At 32.5% G+C, this 24,797-nt stretch carries 25 protein-coding genes, 1 pseudogene, 2 riboswitches and 1 other annotated feature; of the genes and pseudogenes, 24 read left to right on the top strand and 2 right to left on the bottom strand.

Translation table 11 applies throughout. The annotated features are described in order from the left end of the window. Positions 1-258 precede the first annotated feature (258 nt). From LGK95_RS15140 to LGK95_RS15235, 21 genes are all read left to right on the top strand, one after another. A complete protein-coding gene (locus LGK95_RS15140; protein ID WP_226125620.1) occupies positions 259-681 on the top strand; it encodes a YbaK/EbsC family protein in 423 nt (140 codons plus the stop codon). A 147-nt stretch (positions 682-828) separates the two neighbouring features. Then, on the top strand, positions 829-1,551 hold the full coding sequence (locus tag LGK95_RS15145; protein WP_226125621.1) for an L-2-amino-thiazoline-4-carboxylic acid hydrolase: 723 nt from the start codon (positions 829-831) through the stop codon (positions 1,549-1,551). Between the two features lie 21 nt (positions 1,552-1,572). Continuing rightward, positions 1,573-2,379, top strand: coding sequence for a pyrroline-5-carboxylate reductase (proC, locus tag LGK95_RS15150; protein WP_226125622.1), 807 nt, complete (start codon positions 1,573-1,575; stop codon positions 2,377-2,379). A 334-nt stretch (positions 2,380-2,713) separates the two neighbouring features. Then, positions 2,714-2,815: riboswitch (SAM riboswitch) on the top strand. Between the two features lie 229 nt (positions 2,816-3,044). Further along, positions 3,045-3,530 carry an L-2-amino-thiazoline-4-carboxylic acid hydrolase gene (locus LGK95_RS15155; protein WP_226125623.1) on the top strand — a complete coding sequence of 162 codons (486 nt, stop codon included), beginning with the start codon at positions 3,045-3,047 and terminating at the stop codon, positions 3,528-3,530. Positions 3,531-3,616: 86 nt separating this feature from the next. Continuing rightward, positions 3,617-4,477, top strand: a complete 861-nt coding sequence (locus LGK95_RS15160; RefSeq protein ID WP_226125624.1) for a transporter substrate-binding domain-containing protein — start codon at positions 3,617-3,619, stop codon at positions 4,475-4,477. Positions 4,478-4,515: 38 nt separating this feature from the next. After that, the gene (locus tag LGK95_RS15165) at positions 4,516-5,223 is read left to right on the top strand and encodes an amino acid ABC transporter permease (protein WP_226125625.1); all 708 of its coding nucleotides are present in this window, start codon (positions 4,516-4,518) and stop codon (positions 5,221-5,223) included. A 12-nt stretch (positions 5,224-5,235) separates the two neighbouring features. Continuing rightward, positions 5,236-5,940, top strand: coding sequence for an amino acid ABC transporter permease (locus LGK95_RS15170; protein ID WP_226125626.1), 705 nt, complete (start codon positions 5,236-5,238; stop codon positions 5,938-5,940). Between the two features lie 24 nt (positions 5,941-5,964). Then, on the top strand, positions 5,965-6,717 hold the full coding sequence (locus LGK95_RS15175) for an amino acid ABC transporter ATP-binding protein (RefSeq protein ID WP_226125627.1): 753 nt from the start codon (positions 5,965-5,967) through the stop codon (positions 6,715-6,717). A gap of 223 nt (positions 6,718-6,940) precedes the next feature. Then, positions 6,941-7,049: riboswitch (SAM riboswitch) on the top strand. A 172-nt stretch (positions 7,050-7,221) separates the two neighbouring features. Next, positions 7,222-7,392 carry a hypothetical protein gene (locus tag LGK95_RS15180; RefSeq protein ID WP_226125628.1) on the top strand — a complete coding sequence of 57 codons (171 nt, stop codon included), beginning with the start codon at positions 7,222-7,224 and terminating at the stop codon, positions 7,390-7,392. Between the two features lie 515 nt (positions 7,393-7,907). Then, a complete protein-coding gene (locus tag LGK95_RS15185; RefSeq protein WP_226125629.1) occupies positions 7,908-8,558 on the top strand; it encodes a corrinoid protein in 651 nt (216 codons plus the stop codon). 54 nt (positions 8,559-8,612) lie between these two features. Then, complete coding sequence (locus tag LGK95_RS15190) at positions 8,613-9,680, top strand: uroporphyrinogen decarboxylase family protein (protein ID WP_226125630.1); 1,068 nt, start codon at positions 8,613-8,615, stop codon at positions 9,678-9,680. Next, the gene (locus LGK95_RS15195; RefSeq protein WP_319001931.1) at positions 9,670-10,284 is read left to right on the top strand and encodes a GTP-binding protein; all 615 of its coding nucleotides are present in this window, start codon (positions 9,670-9,672) and stop codon (positions 10,282-10,284) included. Before LGK95_RS15190 ends, LGK95_RS15195 begins: the two co-directional genes overlap by 11 nt. Beyond that, positions 10,259-10,477 carry a CobW C-terminal domain-containing protein gene (locus LGK95_RS22690; protein ID WP_319001932.1) on the top strand — a complete coding sequence of 73 codons (219 nt, stop codon included), beginning with the start codon at positions 10,259-10,261 and terminating at the stop codon, positions 10,475-10,477. The genes LGK95_RS15195 and LGK95_RS22690 overlap by 26 nt, the downstream gene beginning before the upstream one ends. A 19-nt stretch (positions 10,478-10,496) precedes the next feature. Next, positions 10,497-11,156, top strand: coding sequence for a DUF1638 domain-containing protein (locus LGK95_RS15200; protein ID WP_226125631.1), 660 nt, complete (start codon positions 10,497-10,499; stop codon positions 11,154-11,156). Between the two features lie 39 nt (positions 11,157-11,195). Then, on the top strand, positions 11,196-12,218 hold the full coding sequence (locus tag LGK95_RS15205) for a uroporphyrinogen decarboxylase family protein (RefSeq protein ID WP_226125632.1): 1,023 nt from the start codon (positions 11,196-11,198) through the stop codon (positions 12,216-12,218). Positions 12,219-12,221: 3 nt separating this feature from the next. After that, positions 12,222-13,892, top strand: coding sequence for an ASKHA domain-containing protein (locus LGK95_RS15210; protein WP_226125633.1), 1,671 nt, complete (start codon positions 12,222-12,224; stop codon positions 13,890-13,892). Positions 13,893-13,913: 21 nt separating this feature from the next. Continuing rightward, entirely contained in the window at positions 13,914-14,990 is a 1,077-nt protein-coding gene (locus LGK95_RS15215) for a uroporphyrinogen decarboxylase family protein (protein ID WP_226125634.1), read from the top strand. Between the two features lie 113 nt (positions 14,991-15,103). Then, positions 15,104-15,337, top strand: a binding site (T-box leader). 76 nt (positions 15,338-15,413) lie between these two features. Further along, positions 15,414-16,058 (top strand): class I SAM-dependent methyltransferase, encoded by a 645-nt coding sequence (locus tag LGK95_RS15220; protein WP_226125635.1) that lies wholly within the window; start codon positions 15,414-15,416, stop codon positions 16,056-16,058. Then, positions 16,048-17,199 (top strand): trans-sulfuration enzyme family protein, encoded by a 1,152-nt coding sequence (locus LGK95_RS15225; protein ID WP_226125636.1) that lies wholly within the window; start codon positions 16,048-16,050, stop codon positions 17,197-17,199. The genes LGK95_RS15220 and LGK95_RS15225 overlap by 11 nt, the downstream gene beginning before the upstream one ends. Further along, positions 17,192-17,644: an S-ribosylhomocysteine lyase gene (locus LGK95_RS15230; protein ID WP_226125637.1), complete on the top strand. Its 453-nt coding sequence runs from the start codon at positions 17,192-17,194 to the stop codon at positions 17,642-17,644. Before LGK95_RS15225 ends, LGK95_RS15230 begins: the two co-directional genes overlap by 8 nt. Beyond that, positions 17,628-18,539: a PLP-dependent cysteine synthase family protein gene (locus LGK95_RS15235; RefSeq protein ID WP_226125638.1), complete on the top strand. Its 912-nt coding sequence runs from the start codon at positions 17,628-17,630 to the stop codon at positions 18,537-18,539. Before LGK95_RS15230 ends, LGK95_RS15235 begins: the two co-directional genes overlap by 17 nt. Before the next feature lie 146 nt (positions 18,540-18,685). Here the strand turns inward: LGK95_RS15235 and LGK95_RS15240 are convergent, their stop codons facing one another. Then, positions 18,686-19,660, bottom strand: a complete 975-nt coding sequence (locus tag LGK95_RS15240; protein WP_226125639.1) for an HPP family protein — start codon at positions 19,658-19,660, stop codon at positions 18,686-18,688. Positions 19,661-19,956: 296 nt separating this feature from the next. On the opposite strand from LGK95_RS15240, the pseudogene LGK95_RS15245 reads away from it, so the two are divergent. The 3 genes and pseudogenes from LGK95_RS15245 to LGK95_RS15255 all read left to right on the top strand — a co-directional run bounded on the left by LGK95_RS15245 (position 19,957) and on the right by LGK95_RS15255 (position 23,204). Continuing rightward, positions 19,957-20,742: pseudogene (locus LGK95_RS15245) on the top strand (HesA/MoeB/ThiF family protein). Positions 20,743-20,870: 128 nt separating this feature from the next. After that, positions 20,871-21,029, top strand: coding sequence for a hypothetical protein (locus LGK95_RS15250; RefSeq protein ID WP_226125640.1), 159 nt, complete (start codon positions 20,871-20,873; stop codon positions 21,027-21,029). Between the two features lie 156 nt (positions 21,030-21,185). Then, positions 21,186-23,204, top strand: a complete 2,019-nt coding sequence (locus LGK95_RS15255) for an alpha-amylase family glycosyl hydrolase (RefSeq protein ID WP_226125641.1) — start codon at positions 21,186-21,188, stop codon at positions 23,202-23,204. A gap of 93 nt (positions 23,205-23,297) precedes the next feature. Here the strand turns inward: LGK95_RS15255 and LGK95_RS15260 are convergent, their stop codons facing one another. Next, positions 23,298-24,734: a glutamate synthase subunit beta gene (locus tag LGK95_RS15260; protein ID WP_226125642.1), complete on the bottom strand. Its 1,437-nt coding sequence runs from the start codon at positions 24,732-24,734 to the stop codon at positions 23,298-23,300. Positions 24,735-24,797 lie beyond the last annotated feature (63 nt).

Below are 24,797 nucleotides of genomic sequence, written 5' to 3' on the forward strand. Positions count from 1 at the left end.
TCTATTTCATGAAAAGAAGTTGAATTATGAAACATTACAGTTATATGAAGGGTAGGTTCCAGATAGTGTTATAGGAATAAGTGAAGTCTCAATTTATCAAATGTCATCCTATGTTTTTAAAAATTCTGATCATACATCGAATTTAAGTGAATATCTATTTAAATATTACAAATAAAGTTATTATAGATAATTATATAAGCTTATTACAATGATATATATAATTGTAGAGAAAATAAAAATTAATGAAAGGATATAAATATGAGTATAGGTAATGTGGTACAGGATTTTTTAAACAAAGGTTTGGAATGCTCAATTGTAAACTCTTTTATAGATATAAAAACATGCGGTTCACAAACATTAGCTTTCAAAATAAAAGAAAAAATAATACTAATTGTAACTGATAAAGATAAGGAAATAAGTGTCGGAAAGTTTTTGCACTATTTTAAAGCAAGCCCGAGTATGTTGAGTAAGAATGAAACAAGAGAAATTACAGGACATCCAATAGGCTGCTTGAGCCCTTTTGGATTAAAAAACCATTTAAAAGTCTATATTGATGTTTCATTAAAGAGGAATGATTATATATCCGTTTGTGCCGGCATGAAAAATTTTGTGATTAATGTTACACCTGGGGAAATGATCGAGGTTACTGGTGGCGAGTGGATTGATATATGGGAAAATTAAATGCAATTAAGAAGGGAGTATATTTGATTCAAGATTGTTTGAATATTGCAGAACAATACATATACTATATAATAAAATAAAACTTATTCGTTGTGGGATAAATTACAGATGAATGTAAGTTGCAGGAGATTTAAGAATACTACAATAATGGCTAAATTATTAAAAGGGTGTGACACTAAAATGGTGAATTTAGAAATAGCTCACTGTACAATTAAACATCATGCAGTATTGTTTGCGCTTTTTGCAAAATATACTATAAAAGGCTTTGGTGAAAAAGGCAAAGAGGTAATTTACAGTGGAGTTGAAAACTATGGACATGAACGTGGAAAAAGAATGGCAGAAAGGGCAATTGCAAATGGGGATGTTTTAGATTTTGTAAATTATCAAGCTTACGGTGAATGGGTTCCAGAAAAAGATGAAATGGAGTTTGGAATTCTTAAAACAGAACCGGAGTTTGTCAGCAATGTTACAAAATGTGAATGGTGTCAGTCATGGAAGAAATATAATCTTTTGGATTTTGGGAAATATTACTGTATAAACATTGATGCTGCTGTTTTTAATGGTTTTAACGAAGAGTTTGATATGAAAGCTACAAGTAATCTAAGTTTTGGATCAGATCACTGTGAATTTCATTGGAGAAATCCTATGAATAAAGATGATATAATAAAACTTACTCAAAAAAAAGAGAAATTAGGTACTAGTTGCACTAGGAATTTCAACTTTCACACGTCTCATCTCCTACATTCAATGAGTAAAACATTAAACGATAGGCTTTTCGAAGACGCCCAATTAATTATTAATAAGGTATTACAGGAATATGTATTACTATTTGGAAAAAAATATTTAGATGTTTTAAATAGACAGTATTAATAAAACAAGGAGGAATTACATATGGTTAATAATAAAATTACATTTATCGGTGGGGGCAATATGGCAGAGGGGATCATTCGAGGAATTATTTCAAATGGTATTTTTGATCCCAAAAATATCACAGTTTTTGATGTTTTGAGTGAAAGAAAAGAGTATCTCAATAGTACATATGGAATTGTTGAAGCTAAAGATGATTTAAGCGCTATAAAAGGGGCTGATATTGTTCTAATTGCAGTGCGTCCACAAGACATCGTAAAAGTTGCACAAAATATTAAAAAGAATTTATCAGAATCTACTATTATTATTTCTATTTGTGCAGGAATTAAAATGGAGAAGCTAGGAAATATATTTGGCGAAAATCATAAATTTGTTCGTATTATGCCAAATACAATGATTGATGTACAACATGGTTATAGTGCTGTTAACATAAATGAACAAGTAAAATCATCGGATAAAGAAATAATTGAAACACTGCTAAGCGGATTAGGACAGACAATGTTTCTTGATGAAGACCTATTTAATGCATTCACTGCATATGGCTGTGCAGGTCCTGCCTATATCATGTATTTTCTTGCTGCACTGATAGATTCTGGAGTAGAATCTGGATTTTCTCGTAAGGATGCCACAGCAATAGCTTTGGAAAATTTGATTGCGTCTGCATTAACTATTCAAAAAACAGGAAAACATCCATACCAAATTACCGACATCATGACTTCACCAGCTGGAATTGGAATTGCTGGACTACATGTATTAAGCGAATCTGGTTTTCATGGAACTGTTATGTCTAGTGTGAAAAGTGCGCTAGAAAGAACAAATGAGTTGGAATAAAATTTTATATTAAATTATTAAAGCGGTGATATAAATTGATGAGAATAGTACAGAAAAAATGATAAAAACAACGAAAGGCTATTTGTGAATTAATAAAGAAACAGATGCTTTTCGCTTATATTTTCTAGTGGGATGGGGCTTTTTAAAGTTCAATTTTATTATAAAAATAAATGATTGACATTATCTTAAAATAGTACTAATATAATAACAATACAAAATAAACATATATGAATACTAGGTATTAAATATAAGTTTTACTTAATAGTTATATTAAAACAACTTATATTCGAATTAAAAAGTAATAAATGCTGAAATTTAAAATCGAATAAAAAACTTCTTATCAAGAGTGGTGGAGGGACTGGCCCTGTGAAACCCGGCAACCTGAATTTAATTTATAGGTGCTAATTCCAGTAGGTTTAAACCTTGAAGATGGGAAGCTAATGAAAGGGTAAATATCCTTCTATAGCTAGCCTATAGGGGGATTTTATTTGCTTTAAAGGCGGGTAGACGGGGAAAGTTATTAAATTTAATAACTTTAGTAAGGTGTTTTTTCAGAAAATGATTTAAAATGTTGAAATGTATGTATAAGTAAATTAAACCACGTGGTAATTATTTCAACCGTTATGAGCAGGCTGGAAGGTTCAATGACAAGAAGGAGGATAAATATGATTGAAAATACAAATAAAATTAAAGAAAAACACACAGAGGGTTTAAGACAGGCTATCGAACACAGAGCAACTTGGTTCTATTTCTTAATTGATGAAGCAGAAAAAAGAGGTATGGATGCACAATTTGCTAGAGATGCTATTCGTAAATGCGGATGTTTCCATGGCGAAAATAAATTTCCGAAAACCAATGATATAAGAAAATTTGCAAGTTTTTTTGCAACAGAGCAGGTACAAAGGGTATTTGAAATGGAAGTTAAGACTACCGATGACGAATTAAATATAGAATTCCATTACTGTCCACTTGTAGCGGCATGGGCAAAATTAACTGACGATGGAGTTAAGATTTCAAAATTGTGTGATATAGCCATGGAGGGGGATAGAGGACTAATAAGTAAATTTGATGAGTTTACTTTTGAATTAGGTAATACCATTGCAAGTGGTGATAATAATTGTCAAGTAGTGATAAAAAAGAAAAAAATATAAAAGATTAATAAATTTGTTAAGGCTCTATAACGTGTGTAAAGTATAAAAAATAGTATAAAACATTAAAAAAAGAGGAGATTATAAACATGAAAAATAAAAAGTATTTCAATTTAATAGTAATAGGATTTGCAGTAGCAACTTTTTTAACCGGGTGTGGATCAAGCAAGGCAACAACTACAACAAGTAGCGATACAAAGGTCGAAAAAATAAAAGTTGCATATGATCAAACTTTAAAACCAATTTCTTGGCTTGATGAGAAGGGAAATGCAACTGGATATGATGTGGAAACAATGAAGTTAGTAGATGCATTACTTCCACAATACGAATTTGAATATGTTGGAACTACAAGTGATGATTTGTTAGTGGGTGTTCAACAAGGAAAATACCAAGTGGGTATTAAAAATGCTTTCTGGACAAAAGAAAGAACTGCTAAATTTATATTTCCAAAAGAATTTATAGGATTAAGTAGTACAGGACTTGTACTAAAGAAAAAGAATGAAAAAATTAAAACATTATCGGATTTTGCCACAGCTGGTTATACATTAGCACCAATTGCAGCTAATAATGCACAATATACTATTATTGATGAATACAACAAAGCAAATCCGAGTAATAAAGTAAAACTATTAGCAGGAGATTCATTTACAGTTGACGTAGTCCAATGGGTAAATGAAGGCCGTGTAGATGGTGGAGTTACAATCCAAGGTTTGTTTGATAAACATGTAACAGCAGAGGACGGTCAATATCATAAATTAGCAAATAGTGTTGTATACAATGAATTCGCAGTAATTAAGACTTGGCCATTATTTAATAAAAAACAGCAAAAATTTGCGGATGCTTATGATGGGGCAATCAAAAAACTTAAAGCACAAAAGAAGACAAATGAGCTTAGTACCAAATTTTACGGAAAAGATTTATTTGAAGTGTTAGCTAAAGTAAACAGATAATTATGTCAATATTAATAAAAACGGAGTTGAGCTAGGATATGGAGAAATATTTCAATGCAGTATATATATTAGATTCAATACCTAAATTACTACCATATTTAAATGTAACATTTATGGTTACAGGATTATCTGTATTATTTGGAACTCTTTTAGGTTTCATCTTAGCAGTAGCAAAAATAAGAAAAGGTAAAATTGCTAAGAAAATTGCAAATGGCTATACTACAGCATTGAGATGTACACCTTCAATTGTTCTTTTGTTTTTCACATATTATGGTATTCCGGCAGCGTCACAATGCTTTGGAATAGACTTAGACAATGTTAATAAAGCATTATTTATTGTTATTACTTTTTCACTTCAATTTGCAGCTGCTATGTGTGAAGTCATAAGAACAGCTTATCAATCTGTAGAAAAAGGGCAGTTTGAAGCAGCGGTAAGTGTAGGATTAAGTAATATACAAGCATATAAAACAATTATTTTGCCACAAGCGTTTGTAGTGGCATTACCCAATATTGGTAACTCACTTCTTGCATTAATTAAGGAGGGAGCATTAGCATATACAATTGGTTTAATTGATGTAATGGGAAAAGCAAGTCTCATTGTAGCAGGTAACTATAATGCCCATGCGTTAGAAATATATATTGCATTATCTATTATTTATTGGGTGATTTCAATTGCTATTGAGCAATCATTTTTAAAACTTGAAAAGATATTTAGTAAAGGAAAACAATTTGTCAAAGCAGTATAAGGAGGTGACAGAATGTTAAATTACAAATTTTTAGTAGATACATTTTTTGTAGCACTATCAGGTGCACCTACAACAATTCTTATTACGATTGTATCGTTACTAATAGCAATACCATTAGGATTTTTACTTGCATTAACAAGAGTAAATGCAATTCCTCTTTTTAATCGTTTCACCAAAGTATATGTTTCTTTTGTAAGAGGAACACCCTTGATTGTCCAAATTTTTATAATCTATAATAGTGTTCCATTAATACTTGCAACAACATTTACTAGATTAAACATCAAAATAAATATTTATGATGTAAATCCAATTTGGTATGCATTCATTGTCTTCTCCTTAAATACTGTAGCTATTCTTATAGAAGTGTTCAGATCTGCACTAAGCACAGTAAGCAAGGGACAATTAGAAGCAGCTCAATCGGTTGGACTCACATATGTAGAAGCATATAAAGCAATTATTATTCCACAAGCACTAGTTGTAGCATTGCCCAATATTTGCACCGCAACAACTAATCTTATTAAAGGTACATCATTATGTTATGCAATGTCCTTAAAAGAGATTACTTTAAGAGGAAAAGTAGCAGCTAATGTAGGTTACAATTATATTGAAGCCTATATTGACATCTTTCTTGTATATTTAATTATATGTATGACAGTAGAATATGGATTTAAGTTTTATGAAAAACATTTAAGAATTTATAAAGGTGAAAATGCCTAGAAAGTGAAGTGGGGTGGCTATAAAATGCTAAAAATAAAAAATATACACAAAGCATTTGGTAAAAATGAGGTTTTAAGGGGCGTCGATTTAAAAATAGATAAGGGTGATGTTGTCGTGATACTTGGACCAAGTGGTTCCGGTAAAACAACATTACTTAACTGTATAAATTTTCTGGAAAAGCCAGACGAAGGTCATGCAACATTTGGAGATATTGATGTAGACTTAAAAACTGTATCTAAGAAACAAATTCATGAAATTAGGCAAAAGTTAGCATTTGTATTTCAAAATTATAATCTTTTTAATAATAAGACAGCATTAGAAAATGTAACATTAGGGCTTATAATAGGTAGAAAAATTAGTAAAATAGAAGCAGATAAAATTGGTAAAAAAGCATTAGATAAAGTAGGGTTAAGTGATAAATATGATTTTTATCCAAGTCAGCTATCTGGTGGGCAGCAACAAAGAGTTGGAATTGCAAGAGCAGTTGCTTTAAGTCCAGATATTATTTTGTTTGATGAGCCAACCTCTGCATTAGATCCAGAATTAATTGGTGAAGTTTTAACAATAATGAAAAAAATTGCCAAGGAGGGAACAACGATGGTAGTTGTTACTCACGAAATGTCATTTGCACAAGATGTAGCCAATAGGGTTATATTTATGGATGGCGGGGTCATCGTTGAAGAAGGAACTCCAAATGAGATTTTTGCAAATCCAAAACAAGAAAGAACAAAACAATTTTTAAAAAGAATATTACCAGATCTCACGTATCAGATTTAAGATCACTAATTAAAAGTTTTTTTTAAAGGTCTTATATATACTATAAACTTAAATAGGAACCACTATTGGAACTAACGCAGCAATAATAGCTCTATCTATTGTTTCATTACACTTCTTTTAAAGAATAATTGAAAATTCTTTAAAAGAAGTGGCTCATGGTAAGATAGAAGCAGACGCTTGATAAGACAATACAGTAAAAAATAATTATCTTATAACTAAATATAACTTATCCAGGGAGGTAGAGGGACTGGCCCGATGATGCCCGACAACCAGCATTATAAAGAATGTAATGGTGTCAATTCCATCAGATTGTAAAATCTGAAAGATAAGGATGTTAGCAAATTTTATTATACAATTTTATTGTCTACTAAAGTTAATTATGCTGCTCTCCTTATGTGAGAGCAGCTTTTTCTTACCAAAACAGTGAAGCTATAATTTTATTAGAAGAAAATATTTCTAGTATGCAAATTTATACCATATAAAAAATAGAAAGGAGATAATATTATGTTTGAAGAAGAAATAGGTTTTGAGGAATTACAGTTATATGAAGGGCAGGTTCCAGAGACAAGTATAGGAGCAATTGCAGCTCCAATTTATCAAACAGCCTATTATGTTTTTAAGAATTCAGATTATTCTTCAACCTTAAGGGAATATCTATTCAAACATAGCAAATGAAGATAGCATGTAGGATTTTTAAGCAAAGGATTGTAAACTATTCTATTGATAGAAAAAGATAAGGGGAATGGATAATCATACGCTTATTTCGAAAGAGTGTGGTCCAAGAGTTTTCATCAGAAGGTATCGAACATTGTCAAAATCATGGTTCAAAAAATGCTGTATAAATATGAATTTAACCATATAGTTAAGAATGTATCAAATATGAAGTTCAAGATTGAGTATTTCAATGTAAAATAATAGAAAGGCCATTTCTAATGGTCTTTTTTAGTGTATTTAAATTAAGTGAATTATGATTAAAGATAATGAAATCATTGTCTCTAATTCTTGATTGTAAACGATTTGGCATATGCTAAAAAATAAAAATTAGAACATTGTTATCAACAAAAATATAAATATATTAATGGGTTATAGTGGGTTGACAAATGTAATATATAGAATATAATAAGAAACATAACTAATCCGATATGAATACTTACTAAAATAATATTAATGATAATAATGGGGGTTAAAAAATGTCTATTAACAAACAGGAATTATACAAAAAATTAGCTGATACTGTAGTGGATATGGATGAAGAGGAAACGGTGAATATTTGTAATCAGGTTATTTCTGAAAATTTAGATGCATATGAAGCCATAGTTAATGGATTGTCAGTAGGTATGGATCAAGCAGGAAAACTTTTTGATGAAGAGGAGTATTTTGTTCCGGAACTTTTGTTATGTTCTGATGCGATGTACGCAGGTTTAGATGTGCTTAAGCCACATCTAAAAGCAAAAGACAGTAAGGATAAACAAAAAGTAATTATAGGTGTAGTTGAAGGTGATACTCATGACATAGGTAAAAATCTTGTGAAAATTATGCTTGAAACTGCAGGTTTTGATATTGTTGATCTAGGACGAGATGTTCCACCAGCAACCTTTGTAGAAAAAGCAAAAGAAGAAAAAGCAAAAATAATAGTGATTTCTACACTTATGACTACTACAATGGAAGGTATGAGTGAAGTTATTGAGATTCTTAATAAAGAAAATATAAGAGAAAATTTTAAGGTTATGATAGGTGGAGGTCCAATATCTCAAGTATATGCAGATAAAATTGGAGCTGATGGATATTCGATAAATGCTGCAGAAGCTGTAAAACTTGCAAAAAGATTAGTGCAGGCATAAAGGTTATTTTAGTTAATGTTATTTGAATTTTATAATAGTAGGGGGTAAAATAATATGTCACTTATACAAAGAAAAGATGAATTAACTTCACTTGAAAGGGTCACTCTAACGCTTGAGCGTAAAGAAGTAGACAGAGTTGCAGCTGTGCCACTAGTTTGTGGCGCTTCATATAGAGTAATAGGCACAAGATATGATAAATGGTCTAATGATGCAGAGATAGCAACTAAAAGTCTGCTTGCAGCGCAGGAACTAATAGGACAGGATGCATTTCTATTACTTGTAGACCTTTCAGTCGAAGCGGCTGATTTTGGACAAGAGTTACTTTTCCCCAAATATAGTACAGCATATCCTGACTTTAATAATCAACTAATTAATACTACTGATGAATATAACAAGGTTAAGAAAATAAATCCTCGCGAGACAAAACGTATGAAACAAGTCATTGATATTATAAAAGGTCTTTCAAAGGCAAAGGGTAATGAAGTAGCAATCCTTGGATTCATATATGGACCGCTTGGCGTATTGTCTCAGATGAGAGGACATAAAAATTTATTTACGGATCTTATTAGGCATCCTCAAGAGGTACTAGCGGCAGTTGATGTTATAACTGACGTACTTGTAGAATATGCTAAAGCTCAGGTAGAGGCAGGAGCTCACTCGGTGTGCATAGATCCTTTATATTCTTCGTCAACAGTACTTAGCAAGAAAACATGGGAAAAGTTTGAGGGCCCATATCTTAAACGTATTGCTGATGCTATACGTGAGGCCGGTGCAGCTGTATCAATACACAATTGTGGAGATGGGGTATATTTTGAAGAGGTAATAAAATGGTCAAATCCTATAGCAATATCTGTAGCTCATCCTGCACACGGATCTAAAACATGGGAAGAACATGCTAAAACATGGGGAAAGAAAGTAATTACTATTGGATATTCAGATCCAGCCACTACTGGTTTGAATATGTCTACTGATGAGGTATTAGAAGATTGCAAAAACCAAATCGACTTATTTAAAAAAAATGACGCTGGTTTCATTCTTTCTACTGGTTGCGAATTTCCACCTAATGGAAATTTACTTAGCGCAGCAGCAATGGTTGAGGCTGCTAGAAGATATGGGCGATAAAATAAAGATCGATATTTATTCTGGTTTTTTCGGTGCAGGTAAGACCACTTTAATAAAAAAAATAATAAATGAAAATTTAAATAATAAAAAGGTTATGATTATTGAAAATGAGTTTGGAGAAATAGGCATTGATGGTATTTTTCTAAAAAATTTTAATTTACAATTCAGAGAAATAAGTGAGGGATGCATTTGTTGTTCGAATTTTAATGATTTTAACAATACACTTCAACAAATTATTGATTCTAAAAGCATAGAAAGAATCATCATTGAACCATCTGGAGTGGGTAAACTTTCAGAGATAATTAAAATTATAAGAAAATTTGAATTAAACAATGATGTACAACTCAATGTTATTATTACAGTCGTCGATGTTTCAATGTATGATGATTATATTGATTTGTTCGGTGAATTTTATAAAGATCAAATTATTTATGCTAATACAATTGTATTAAGTAGGACACAGAGTGTTAATTTTGAAGAATTAGAGAGTGTTGTTTCAAAAATAAAGAATTCTAATAAAAAAGCAAATATTATAACTACACCTTGGGATAATTTGAATGGAGATAATATTTTCTCGCGTGGCTTTAGACCGTGTACTAAATAATTTAAGAAATGAAAAAATTTACGGAAAAGTATTGAGAGCAAAAGGAATAATACAGGTTGATGATAATAGGTGGGTTGAGTTTGATTATTTGCCAAAGCAAATTGAAATAAGAGATTCAGCACCTGATTATACAGGGAGAATTTGTGTAATAGGGATTAACTTAAACAAGGAAAATTTACAATTGATTATATGATCTTATGAGGAGATATAAAATGAAGATAAAAGTAATAGCTTGTGAGGTTATGAAAGAAGAGATGTTATCAATACAACCGTTACCTGATGAGGAATTTGAGTTTGTATCCATGGATTTTCATCTTTATCCCGAAAAGCTTGGAACAGAGATCCAAAAGATTATTGACAGATCATTAAGTTATGACAGAATTATATTAGCTTTTGGTTTGTGTGGTGGAGCTGCAAGGGGCTTAAAGGCAACCGATTGTGCGCTTACGATTCCAAAGGTCCATGATTGCATCTCAGTATTCCTTAGTTCAGATGAAGGTTGTGTATGTGATTTTAAAAAAGAGGTAGGAACATTTTACCTAAGTTGTGGTTGGATGATTACAGAGAAATCAATATTATCCGATCATAAACGTATTCTTGAAAGATTTGGCCAAAAAAAAGCATTTAGAGTATTAAACAGAATGTATGACGGTTATAAAAAGGTATTATTTATATGTACAGGATACCCATCACAAGATGAAGTGGTAGTTCAATCAAAAGAAATAGCTTCATTACTTAGTTGTAAACATGAAATAATTCAAGGAAAAACTTCCTTTATTGAAAAGATAATCAGAGGACCATGGGATGATATAAATTTTATAAATAAGGCCCCTTTGGAAATTCTTACTGAAGAAGACTTTGGCATACATTAAGAAGAATTATCAATATTTTAAAAAAAGGAGAATTTTTTTATGAACGATTTAACTCCCAAAGAACGTATATTACGTACGTTTAAAAAGCAGACAATAGATAGACCACCGATAATTTGTCCAGGTGGAATGATGAACTCAGCAATAGTAGAAGTAATGAATAAAACTGGTCATAAACTTCCAGAGGGGCATCATGATAGCAAGATAATGGCTGAACTTGCACATGATGTACAGTGGAATACTGGATTTGAAAATTTTGGAATACCATTTTGCATGACTGTTGAAGCGGAGGTGCTAGGAAGTGAAATAAATTATGGGACTCTTGCATGTGAGCCTAAAATACAGAAGGAGATTTTTGCTACTGCATCTGATGTAGTATTTAAAGAATTAGGCGCAATGGAAAAGAATCAAAGAGTTAATTCAATAATTGAGGCTACTTATTCATTGTCAAAAAAATATCCGGATATTCCTGTAATCGGAAGTCTTACAGGTCCTATTAGTACTTCAGCATCTTTAGTAGATCCAATTTCATTTTTAAAAGAATTAAGAAAAAATCCTAGTATTGCCCATAGCGTAATTGACTATGCAAGTAATCATATTATAGAACTTGCAAAATTAATGATAGAAAATGGAGCAACTGTAATTTCTATTGCGGATCCTACTGCAACTGGCGAAATATTAGGGCCAAAGATGTTTGAAGAATATGCAGTTAAGTATTTAAATAAGATTATTAATGCTGTGCATGCTATGAATATACCAGTTATTGTGCATATATGTGGAAAAATGAGTGCTGTTAAAAAGCATATCCCTAAAATCAAGTCTGATGCTATAAGCACAGATTCATCTATAAATTTAAAAATGTTAAAACAAGAGTTTCCGGAGATTACCACTATGGGAAATGTTAGTACATTTCTTTTAGAGTTTGGAGATGAAGAAAAAATTGCAAATCAAACAGTTAGACTTGTAAAAGATGGTATTAACATTATATCCCCCGCTTGTGGACTAAGTACATCAACTCCATTAAAAAACATAGAATCAATGACTAAAATAGTAAAGGAGTCGTAATTCATGGTAAAAGTAAATTTTGTTACAAATGATAAGTCAGTTACTGTGGAAAAGGGAACTACAATACTCGAGGCCGCAAGGAAGATAGGAATTATTATAGAATCCCCTTGTAATGCAGTAGGCGTATGTGGCAAGTGTAAGGTGAAAGTTGCGCTCAATGATTTGGACAACATATTACAAGCTGGAGTACATCATTTGTCAGAGAATGAAAAGGCTCAAGGTTTTGTATTAGCTTGCGCGGCAAGGGTATTGGAAGATGTAAATGTAGAAATATTACAAAGAAATTCAAATAAGACTCTACAGATATTAAATCATGGTGAAAGTTTTGATATAGAATTAAATAGTTTTGTCTCAAAAGAATATAAAGATAATGGAAGGACCTATGTATATGCAGGAGAACAAATAATAGGAGATGAAGGAGGAGATACTACAGCGTTAAATTATGGCATAGTTGTGGATATTGGAACTACAACCTTAGTAGCAACATTAGTTGATATTAATACAGGCGAAGAGCTTAATTCAGTTGCAGCATTAAATCCACAAAGTATATATGCCCAAGATGTTTTATCTAGAATAAAATTTGCATCTGATGAAAAAGGATTGGAGGTAATGTATTCTTCAATAATCAAAGAAGTGAATGGGATGATTGAAAAAAGTATAAAAAAAACTGGAATAGACAAAAAGTATATTTATGAAGCCATTTTTAGTGGTAATACATGTATGATACATCTTGCGGCTAATGTAAATCCATATTCTTTAGGTAAATATCCATATACTCCACTATTAAGAGGGGGGAACTATTTAAGTCCGGAGCAGCATAAATTAAATATTTCGGATATGGGCTTAATATATTTACCACCTATTATTTCTGCATATGTAGGTCCAGATATTACATCTGGTATATTAGCTACGAGACTTCAAGATAGGAAAGGCACCACATTATTTGTTGATATAGGGACAAATGGTGAAATGGTAATAGCAAGAGATGGCAAATTATCATCAACATCTACTGCAGCAGGCCCAGCTTTTGAGGGTATGAATATTACTTACGGTATGAGAGCAGAAAGAGGCGCTATAGAATACTTTAATATAGAAGCGGATGGATATATAGAAATTAAGACAATTGAAGATGGAGCTCCAATTGGAATCTGTGGTAGTGGTCTTTTTGATATTGTTGGGGAGTTAGTTTTTAATAAAGTTATTGGTAAAAGTGGCAGATTTGCATCTCCAGAGAAATCTGAATTACCAGAAGTTCTGAGAAAAAAATTGGTGAAAGTAAATGGAAAAATTGCATTTGAAATAGCAGAGGGTATATTTCTTACTCAAAAGGATATAAGACAGGTTCAACTGGCAAAAGGCGCAATAAGGGCTGGTATCGAATTCCTTATGAATAGTAAAAAGGTGAAGGCGGATGAAGTTGATAAAATACAAATAGCTGGATCGTTTGGCTATCACCTAAGGGCAAAAAGTCTTACAAATATAGGACTATTACCGAAAGAATTTGAAGGAAAGATAGATTTTGTTGGAAATACATCTAAATCTGGAGGTCATGCTTTTTTATTAAATAAAGAATATAGGGTGGAAATGGAGAAGCTTGTGAAAGAAATTGAAGTGGTTGAACTATCAAATGGTGAGAATTTTGATAAGATATTTGTTAAAAGTTTATCTTTTTAAGAAGTAAGGAGAAAATAAAATATGAATGAAATTTTGTTAAAAGAAGGGATGACCCCAAGGGAAAGAATTGAAGCTATGAGTAGTGGTAAACCATTTGACAGAGTGCCTTGCAATATTTTTATAGGTGATCATGCCGCAAGTATAATAGGTGTAAAAGTGTCTGATCTGAATTTTTCATCTGAAAAGTTTATCCAGGGACAATTAGCAGCAAATGAGTTATATAGTATTGAATCAACTGGAGTTTCACCAGGACTTGCAGGGATTGCTGAAGCATTAGGTAGTAAACTTGTTTTTCCAGATCATGGTGCGCCATATGTATCTAAATATGCAATAAAAGACATTTTAGATTTAAATAAATTAAGTGTACCAGATCCAGTAAAAGCAGGCAGATTTTCATTCGTTCTAGAAACTGCAGAAAAACTTTCGGAAAAATTTGGAAAAGAAATACCGGTTTCAATAGAAGTGCCTGGACCATTTACATCTGCCGGAAATCTTATGAGTATAGAAAAATTATTACGTGATACAAGAAAAAATCCAGAATATATTCATAGAGTTCTTCGTCTTGTAACTGACACAACAATTTCATTTATTAGAGAAGCCGCTAAACTTGATGTAGAAATAGGGATAGCAGAACCGTCAGCTTCTGGTACTTTAATAAGCAAGGATATGTTTGAAAAATTTACGTTACCATACTTAACAGAAATAGTAGATACTATTAAAAATTTGGGTAAGGGTTCGCCATATTTACATATTTGTGGAAATACGAAAAAAATTTGGACATTAATGGCAGACACGGGTGCAGGATCATTAAGTCTTGATGATGTTATAGATTTGGAAGAAGCAAAGAAAACTGTAGGAGATAGGGTAATGCTAATCGGTAATGTAAAACCTACAGCAACTATGTATTTAGGGAAACCCGCTGACGTGGAAAGAGATGCTAAAGAGTGCCTAAAAAAAGCATATAATAATCCTAAAGGTTATGTACTTGCTTTGGGATGTGGATTTCCAATAGATACGCCTCCAGAAAATATTCATGCGCTACGGGCGGCAGCAATAAAATATGGCAAATATCCATATGAGCCAGAGCTTTTTAGGTAGAGATTATATATATATATTTTAAATAAAGGCAAATATATATATTTTAAAATTAAGGTTGACAAAAATTATATATAGCATATAATAAAAATATAACTAATCCGATATGAATACTAATAAATACAATGAAAAAGGAAAGTAATATGTTGTATGGGTACAGAGAAGAAGCGGTGCTGAGAAGCTTCTACCTAAAGATATATGAAGTGCCCTTTGGAGTTTGGACCCGAAATTAAAGTAGGGGACTACGGGTTCGCCCGTTAAAGCGACAGAGCATTTAGTGCTTAGAATTAAGTGAGATTCTATATTTAATTAGAGTGGGATCGCGAAGTTTACATAGCTTCGTCTCTATAACAGGAGATGGGGCTTTTTTGACGCCTAATATATGGTGTAAAGAGTAAACTTAAATATAAATATGGGGGTAATATTATGAGTTCATTAGACTATTTTAATGAGATAGCTGAAAGTTGGAATGTAATAAGAAGTGAGTATTTTGATGAAAGATTAAAGTACAAAGTTTTATCTAAAGTAAATATAAAAGACAAGGTTGTGGCTGACCTAGGGTGTGGAACTGGATTTCTATCATTAGCACTTGCTTTAGATGCAAGTATTGTATTCTCTATAGATCAATCGGTGAATATGCTAGTTGAAACTAGAAAATTAATGGAAACTAAGAAGTTTGACAATGTGTATCCAATTAAATCATCCATAGATAACTTGGTTTTGTTTGATGAGTCTGTAGATGTGGTCTTCATTAATATGGCACTTCATCATGTGAAAGATGCTAAGAAGGCAATAGACGAGATGTTTAGAATAATTAAAAAAGATGGAACTTTAATAATATCAGATGTACAAGAGCACAATGGAGAATGGGCAAAGGAAGAAATGTTTGACGAGTGGCTTGGATTTTCAAATAATCAAATGAAAGAGTGGTTAATGGAGGCAGGTTTTAATCTAGTAGATATTGAGAATACAGATTTAAAATGCAAAGGATATTCTAGCAAAGGTGAATATACTGAAACAGGTATTTTCATTGCAGTAGCAAATAAAGGAGGATTAACTTATGAAATTTAATTCATTATTAATACACGGAGGAGTGGATGGTGACAAGCTTACAGGGGCAGTTAATGTTCCAATATATCAAACATCAACTTACAAGCAAGAATCCTTAGGAGAAACTAAGGGTTATGAATATTCAAGAACAGGAAATCCTACACGTGATGCTTTAGAAAAACTTATAGCAGAGCTTGAGGGGGGTGCTAGAGGCTTTGCATTTGCTTCTGGAATGGCAGGCATAACCGCTGTTATATCACTTTTTAAATCGGGGGATAGAATTTTAATATCTGATAATCTTTATGGAGGAACCTTTAGAGTAATGGACAAAATATTTAGCAACTTTAATATAAAGTACTCTATTATAAACACATCAAATATAGATGTGGTGAGAGATAGTATTAAAGATGATGTTAAAGCTATTTTTATAGAAACTCCTACAAATCCTTTAGCTGATATAACGGATATTAGAAAAGTATCTAATGTTGCTAAGGAAAAGGAAATTTTAACTATTGTTGATAATACTTTTATGACACCTTATTTTCAAAGACCTATTATACTAGGTGCCGATATTGTAATTCACAGTGGTACTAAATATTTAGGTGGGCACAGTGATTTGGTTGCAGGACTTGTTGTAGTAAAAGATGAGACCATAGGAGAAAGACTTCATTTTATACAAAACTCAACTGGAGGAGTTCTTGGACCTTTTGATTCCTTTTTATTAATAAGAGGAATTAAAACAGTAGGCGTTAGAATGGATAGGCACAATGATAATGCCATTATAATAGCTGAATTTCTACAAAAGCGTGAAGAGGTGGAAAAGGTATATTATCCTGGACTTATTGATCATCCATCCCATGAAATTCATAAAGCTCAAGCAACAGGTTTTGGTGGCATGGTGTCATTTGTTATAAAAGAGGAATATGATTATAAAAAGTTTTTGAAGTCATTAAAGATTATAACCTTAGCGGAAAGTTTAGGGGGCGTTGAATCTCTTATTTGCCATCCGGCTTCTATGACGCATGCTGCAATACCTAAAGAAATTAGAGATAAGGTAGGAATAAACGATAATTTAGTAAGGTTATCTGTAGGCATTGAAGACGCACAAGATATAAAAGAAGACTTAATTAATGCATTTATGGAGGTAAGATTAAATGGTTAATGTTGAAAGCTTTTCGTTAGATCACACAAAGGTAAAAGCTCCGTTTGTCCGAAAATGTGAGGTTAAGGTAGGTGGCAAGGGAGATAAGGTAACAAAATTTGACTTAAGATTCATGCAACCGAATGAAGAGTTTATGAATATATCAGCTATCCATACATTAGAGCATTTACTTGCTGGATATATGAGAGAAGTAATGGATGGAATTATAGATATTTCACCTATGGGATGTAGAACAGGTTTTTATATGATTGTATGGAACGATGTTAGTGTAGAAAAGGTTATAGAGACCTTAAATTATGGTTTGAAAAAGGTAATAGAATCAGAGAAAATCCCAGCAGCAAATGAAGTTCAATGTGGAAATTATAGAGATCATTCATTGGAAGGTGCAAAAGAATATGCAAGATTAGTTCTAAGTAGGGGTGTTAGTAGTGAAATATATAAATAGTATATTAGAGATTATAGGAAACACACCGCTTATTAAACTAAATAATTTGGGCGTAAAACAAGGAGTAAATATATTTGCGAAACTCGAGGGGGAGAACCCAGGTGGTAGTGTAAAAGATAGAGTTGGGGTTTACATGATAAAGGATGCAGAAGACAGGGGCATCCTGAAGGTAGGGTATACTATTGTTGAAGCAACTGCAGGAAACACTGGGATAGGAGTTGCCCTTGCAGCCATAAATAAAGGATACAATGTAATATTTGTGGTGCCAGAAAAGTTCTCTGTAGAAAAACAAACATTGATGAAAGCATTAGGGGCAACTATTATTGGTACACCAAAGAAAGACGGTATGTTAGGTGCAATTAATAAGGCAAAAGAGCTATTGAATGAAATCCCTAATTCTATTTCATTGCAACAGTTTGAAAATGGTGCTAATCCAAAGGCACATTATGAAACTACAGGGCCAGAAATTTACGATGCATTAGAAGGTGAAATAGATTATTTTCTTGCGGGAGCGGGAAGCGGTGGCACTTTTAGTGGTGTTATGAAATATTTAAGGGAAAAGAATAAAAATATAAAAGGTATTCTAGTGGATCCTTACGGTTCAACCATAGGTGGTGGTAATGAACATTGTTATGATATTGAAGGAATAGGAAATAATTTTGTTCCAACCACTATGGATATGGATTTAGTTAATAGCGTTACTAAAATTACTGATGAAGAGGCTAAAAACATGGTAAAGTTAATTGCTGTAAAAGAGGGTTTGTTTGTAGGTAGTTCTTCAGGGGCTGCTATTGCAGCTGCATTAAAACTTTCGAAAACAATTAAAAATGGAAACATTGTTATAATATTACCTGATAGAGGAGATAGATATTTTAGCAAAAATATCTACAATTAATAATTGCACTGTTATGTTTGTGGAGAACTACGAGATGGTTTGAAGATATATATAAATACATGCAGCGGAGGTAGTGACTTTGCTGCATGTATTTAGTATTTTTAGAGTCAACATACTATTAAGAAATTAAAATAATTATTAAGTTCCTACTCCATTTTTCTATTAAACTGTTTAATATGTGAAAATTTAAATAGTGGTAGTTTTTTAAACCAGAATAAATTAATCAATAAAAATATAGCACTTCCAATGAACACCTGCCATGGATATGTCCATAAATTCTCAAGTGGGATAATTATTGGTAATAAAGTAATAGCTGCTGCAGGGGGAAATGTAAATTGTAGAAAGTGGAAAATAAGCAAAAGACAAAATATAGACATTCCTGCTGATATCCAAATAGGCCAATGTAGTAAATAGTAGATGAGGTATAGCCATATAACTCCTGAAAAAGCTGCAACGACTAGTAACATAAAAATTAGCTTAGTCTTAGAATATAATTTTCCATTTTGTTTAGTAAGTTCAACAAAAGCAACTATCAAAGGTGGTGCAATTATGTAATTCCAGTGGAAATATAAAGCAATTGCTGAAACCATGAGTACACTTGCTAACAACTTAACAAAGTTTAGTAATTTCTCCTTTGAGAGGTTAATTTCTTTTTGGGGGTTGATAATTTTAGAATACCTATCAACGGTATAATCTTTTTCATAAATATCTATTATTTTTTTTCCAAAGGCAATTACTCCTGTAAGTAAGCACACAGACAAAGGATAATACCAGCTTTGAGTATGCATGAGAATTGGTAGAATTGCTGCTGACAAGGAGGGGGACACTTCTGAACCTATAATTTTAAGTTGTAGAAGAACAAGTATAAAGGCGGTCGCAATCATTAAAAAGGGTGAGTATGGGAAACATTTAGTTATAAGAAACCCGGTCAAAGCCGCAATAGTTGGGGACAACCAAAAATAAAAGTTATTGTTTCCCCAAGCTGATTTTTCAATAACCCAAGCACCAATGGCAAGAGCCGCAATCTCCGGGAAAACAATTTCTTTTTCTCCTGTATATTCTGAAATTATACACATAATAATAACTAACACTATCGCAAAAGGTATAAATTTTTTCTTCATCTTAATCTCTCCAATATTTTCATTCATAATTTTAGGTTTTCCATAATATCTATTTAACCTTTATGGACATTATAGCATATGCGGCTATAACTAAATTACTATTATTGTATAATATGATTTGGTTTAGATTTTTTAGCATAGTCATTAGGTAGATGGCTTGTATCAGTTAAATTAATTATTTTTTTAGATTTCCATTAAAGTCTGCTAGTCTATGATTCATATGATATATCAGACCAAATTTATTTTTTAATAATATATTAACTGCTTTAGGACTTCATAGTGTTATAATATCCTTAATGAAAAATATATCGCATCAAATATTGTCTGAGGTTGGAGTTGAGGGGCAAGAAAAATTACTAAGTTCTAAGGTTCTTATTATTGGGATCGGGGGACTTGGATCACCAGCGGCCATGTACTGAGCGGCTGCAGGAGTGGGTACAATAGGTCTTGTAGATGGAGATGTTGTTGATCTTTCAAATCTATGAAGACAAATTATACACCAAACTAAAAATGTAGGTAAGCCTAAGGTTGAATCGGGAAAAGAGACAATAAATGAACTTAATCCAGACGTAAATGTTATTACTTACAATAAACTTGCAACATCAGAAAATATATTAGATATTATAAAAGATCAAGATTATGATTTTATAATAGATGGAACTGATAATTTTGCTGCGAAATTTTTAATAAATGATGCATGTGTACTTGCTAAAAAAACATTTTCTCATGCTGGAATAATAAGGTTTCAAGGACAACTTACAACCTATATCCCAGATAACGATACACCTTGTTACAGATGTATTTTTCAGTCACCACCACCAGAAAGTATGGTGCCAACTTGTAGAGAAGCCGGCGTCTTAGGAGTAATGGGCGGAGTTGTTGGAACACTTCAAGGAACTGAGGCTATTAAATATATACTGGGACTTGGACAAACACTCGCAGGATATTTACTCACTTACGATGGGCTAAAGATGGAATTTAAGAAAATAAAGATTAATCATAATAAAAGATGTGGAGTTTGTGGGGATTCACCTACTATAACAGAGCTTATAGATTATGCGAATCCGTCTTGTGATTTATAAACAGGAATATTAAACGGATGATTTATATAAATAGTTTGGAGATAAAGAAATTGTAGAACAAACAAAAAATGAATTCATAGATATAAGACTTGCCTATGATCCAAATATAATTTATGGTATCTTATCACTTGAAAAAGAAGAGCCAGTATATATTTGCAGAAACTTTAGGTAACCCAAAGCTTGATGTATTAGATATAGAGGAAGTATTTGATGATCTATTAAGGCTTTCTGTTGGGATAGAAGACATAATAGAAGATATTGATAATGCATTGCAGTTTACAAATTAAAGAATTAATTAGTCAGTTTAAGTAATGTAAAAGCATTTAAACTGGCATTTTTATTTATTTATTAAAAAAAGAAGGAATTTACAATATTTAGTCGAATTTAATATATAGTAATAATAAATTAAATTTACAAAATTTAAGAATGCGAGGAACTTATTTATGGAAGATAATAAAAATAAACAAATGAAAATATTGGAAATTGATCCGTATCTCAAACCTTTTGAGAGTGACATTAATCTTAGAATGGAGAGTTATACATCTTGTAAAAAGAAATTATTAGGTAATCGTCAAAGTTTTGGGTCGTTTGCGAATGGAGACTTATATTACGGATTTCATTTAATGCGAGATGGTTGGATTTATAGAGAATGGGCTCCTGGGGCAGATGCTCTTTATTTAATCGGAGATTTTAATTCTTGGAATCCTGAAACACATCCATTGCTGCGACAAGAAAATGGAAATTGGGAGATCTTTTTGCCAGGGTTACAAGCATTAAAACATATGTCTTATGTTAAGGTAAGGGTAGTATCAAAAGGTGTATCAAGAGATAGAATTCCGCTTTATATTAAGCGTACAGTACAGGATCCTATTACTCACGACTTTGTAGGACAAATTTGGCAACCAGATTACAATTTTAAATGGCAGGATAGTGAATTTCATGTTGATAACACAAAACCATTGTTTATATATGAGGCCCATGTAGGTATGGCCCAGGAAAAAGAAGGTATGGGTACTTTTAACGAATTTACAGAAAATATTCTTCCAAGGGTAAAAGCTGCCGGTTATAATACAATACAGCTTATGGCGATAATGCAACATCCTTATTATGCATCCTTTGGTTATCAAGTATCTAATTTTTTCGCTGTTTCCTCCTGGTTTGGAACCCCTGAGGAGCTTAAAGCATTAATTAATACTGCTCACCTTATGGGGATTTCAGTATTACTTGATTTAGTACATTCTCATTCAATTAAGAATATAGCTGAGGGTATTAATGAGTTTGACGGAACTGACTATCAATTCTTCCATACTGGTATTAAAGGGAATCATCCGGCTTGGGGTACAAAACTTTTTAATTATGGAAAACCAGAGGTTCTTCATTTCCTTTTGTCCAACATTAAGTTTTGGTTAGAGGAATACCATTTTGATGGTTATCGATTTGATGGTGTGTCATCGATGTTATATCACCACCAAGGACTTGGAGTAGCATTTACAGATTACAGTAAATACTTTAGTATGGATACGGATATAGAAGCAATTACCTATCTTCAGTTTGCTAATGATTTAATAAGGGAAGTGAAATCTAGTGCAGTAACAATAGCAGAGGATATGAGTGGAATGCCTGGAATGTGTCTACCAGTGAGTTATGGTGGTATTGGCTTCGACTATCGTTTGTCTATGGGAGTACCAGATCTTTGGGTAAAATTACTTAAAGAGCTACCTGATGAGAGGTGGAGCATGCGTCAGATTTGGCATGAATTAACTAGTAGAAGACCGCAAGAAAAGAATATAGGATATTCTGAATCACATGATCAGGCACTTGTAGGTGATAAGACCATAATGTTCCGCTTAGCGGACAAAGAAATGTATTTTCATATGTTGAAAAATGATAACAATTCAATAATATGTAGAGCGGTGGAACTTCATAAACTTATTAGATTTATTACCATAACTTTAGGCGGTGAAGGTTATTTAAATTTCATGGGTAATGAATTTGGTCACCCAGAATGGATTGACTTCCCAAGAGAAGGTAACAATTGGAGTTATCATTATGCAAGAAGACAATGGAGTCTAATGGAAAACAAAGATCTCAAATTTGAATACCTTTCAAACTTTGATAAGGAAATGTTGATTTTATTAAAGGGTTATAACGTTTTAAGTGGAAATGATCTACAAAGCCTTTGGACTGACGAGGAAGATCAGCTTCTTGCTTTTAAAAAAGGTGGGTTGATATTTTTATTTAATTTTAATCCAACTATTTGTTTCCCACAATATGAACTCCCAACTGGTGAGACGGGGGAATATAAGATAATATTTAATAGTGATGAGTTTATGTTTGGTGGTCAGAGTAGAATTTTAACAGATAGCATTTATCACACGAAAACATTACCACATAAGGGAAATCAAGTTGGGGTGACAATAAGCACACCAAGTAGAACAGTAATTGTATTAAAAAAATGTTAAAAGAGTAAAAAATATTAAAAAGGACGGTTCCCATAGATATTCGCGCAAACTACGAGAATATTTTAGAGAACCGTCCTAAATATTATAATTTTATTATCCCCTTAATGAAGTTTCTCCCATTAAGTACTTATCTATATTTTTAGTAACCAAACGACCTTCATATATAGCCCAAACAACTAGTGATTGACCTCTTTTCATATCTCCAGCGGCAAAAACACCTTGCAACTTAGTCATAGAATTGTCATCTACAATAACATTTCCACGATTATCAAAGTCTACACCTAAATCCTTAAGCAATCCTTCGTGTTGTGGATGTAAAAATCCCATTGCTAAGATAACTAAATCAACTTTGAGCTCAAATTCTGAGCCAGGTATTTCATTCATTTGTTGTCCGCCTTTTCCATTACTTGTCCATTCAAGTCTAGAAGCATGGAGAGTATCAACTCTGCCGTCTTCGCCAGTGAATTTTCTTGTAGTAACATTCCAATCACGATTACATCCTTCTTCATGAGAAGTAGTAGTTTTAAGCGTTCTAGGATAAGAAGGCCATGGCATGGTATCGTCTCTATCAACTGGAGGCTTCGGCATAATTTCATATTGATATACACTCTTAGCTCCTTGTCTTATTGCAGTTCCGATACAATCAGAGCCTGTATCTCCTCCACCTAGCACTAGTACTACTTTGTCTTTTGCAGTTATTTCGCTTGCATCTACTTCTTTGCCTGAAACTCTTCTGTTTTGCTGCTTTAAATAATCCATAGCAAAATGTACACCTTTTAATTCTCTGCCTTCAACTTTTAAATCGCGAGGAATAGTACTTCCACCGGTTAATGCTACTGCATCATATTCAGATAAAAGGTCTTTTGTTAGGTAATCAACTCCAACATTTATATTAGTCTTAAAGTTAACGCCTTCACCTACCATAAAATCTACTCTTCGCTCAACGATGCTTTTATCTAACTTAAAGTCTGGTATACCATATCTTAAAAGTCCGCCTATTTCGTCGTCTCTCTCAAAAACAGTTACATCATGACCTACCGAATTGAGTTCAGCAGCGGCCGCAAGTCCAGATGGACCTGAGCCAATTACAGCAACCTTTTTACCAGTTCGTACTCTAGGTTCTTGTGGTTTTGTCCATCCTTCTTCAAAGGCTTTTTCTATAATGTTTAGTTCTATTTCCTTTATTGCAATTGGATCTCTATTAACACCTAATGTACAAGACCCTTCACAAGGTGCAGGACATATCCTACCAGTAAACTCTGGAAAGTTATTTGTAAGAGTTAGCCTATTATATGCTTTTTCCCATTTTTCTTTATAAACCATGTCATTCCAATCTGGAATTAAATTTCCTAGAGGACAACCCCAGTTGCAAAAAGGAACACCACATTCCATGCACCTTGCACCTTGCTGTCGCAATTTATCTACTGGAAATTTTACAAATAACTCTTTAGAGTCTTTGATTCTATCCGCTACAGGGCGTTTTTTTGCAGTTTCTCTTTTGAATTCTTTGAAACCATGCAATTTTCCCAAATTTAACACCTCCAAAAATGAAAACCGAGAACCGTCCCTATTATAAAAAGAGAGAACTGTCCT

It is taken from the genome of Clostridium algoriphilum (genome assembly GCF_020443705.1).
GTDB classification, from domain to species: domain Bacteria; phylum Bacillota; class Clostridia; order Clostridiales; family Clostridiaceae; genus Clostridium_AD; species Clostridium_AD algoriphilum.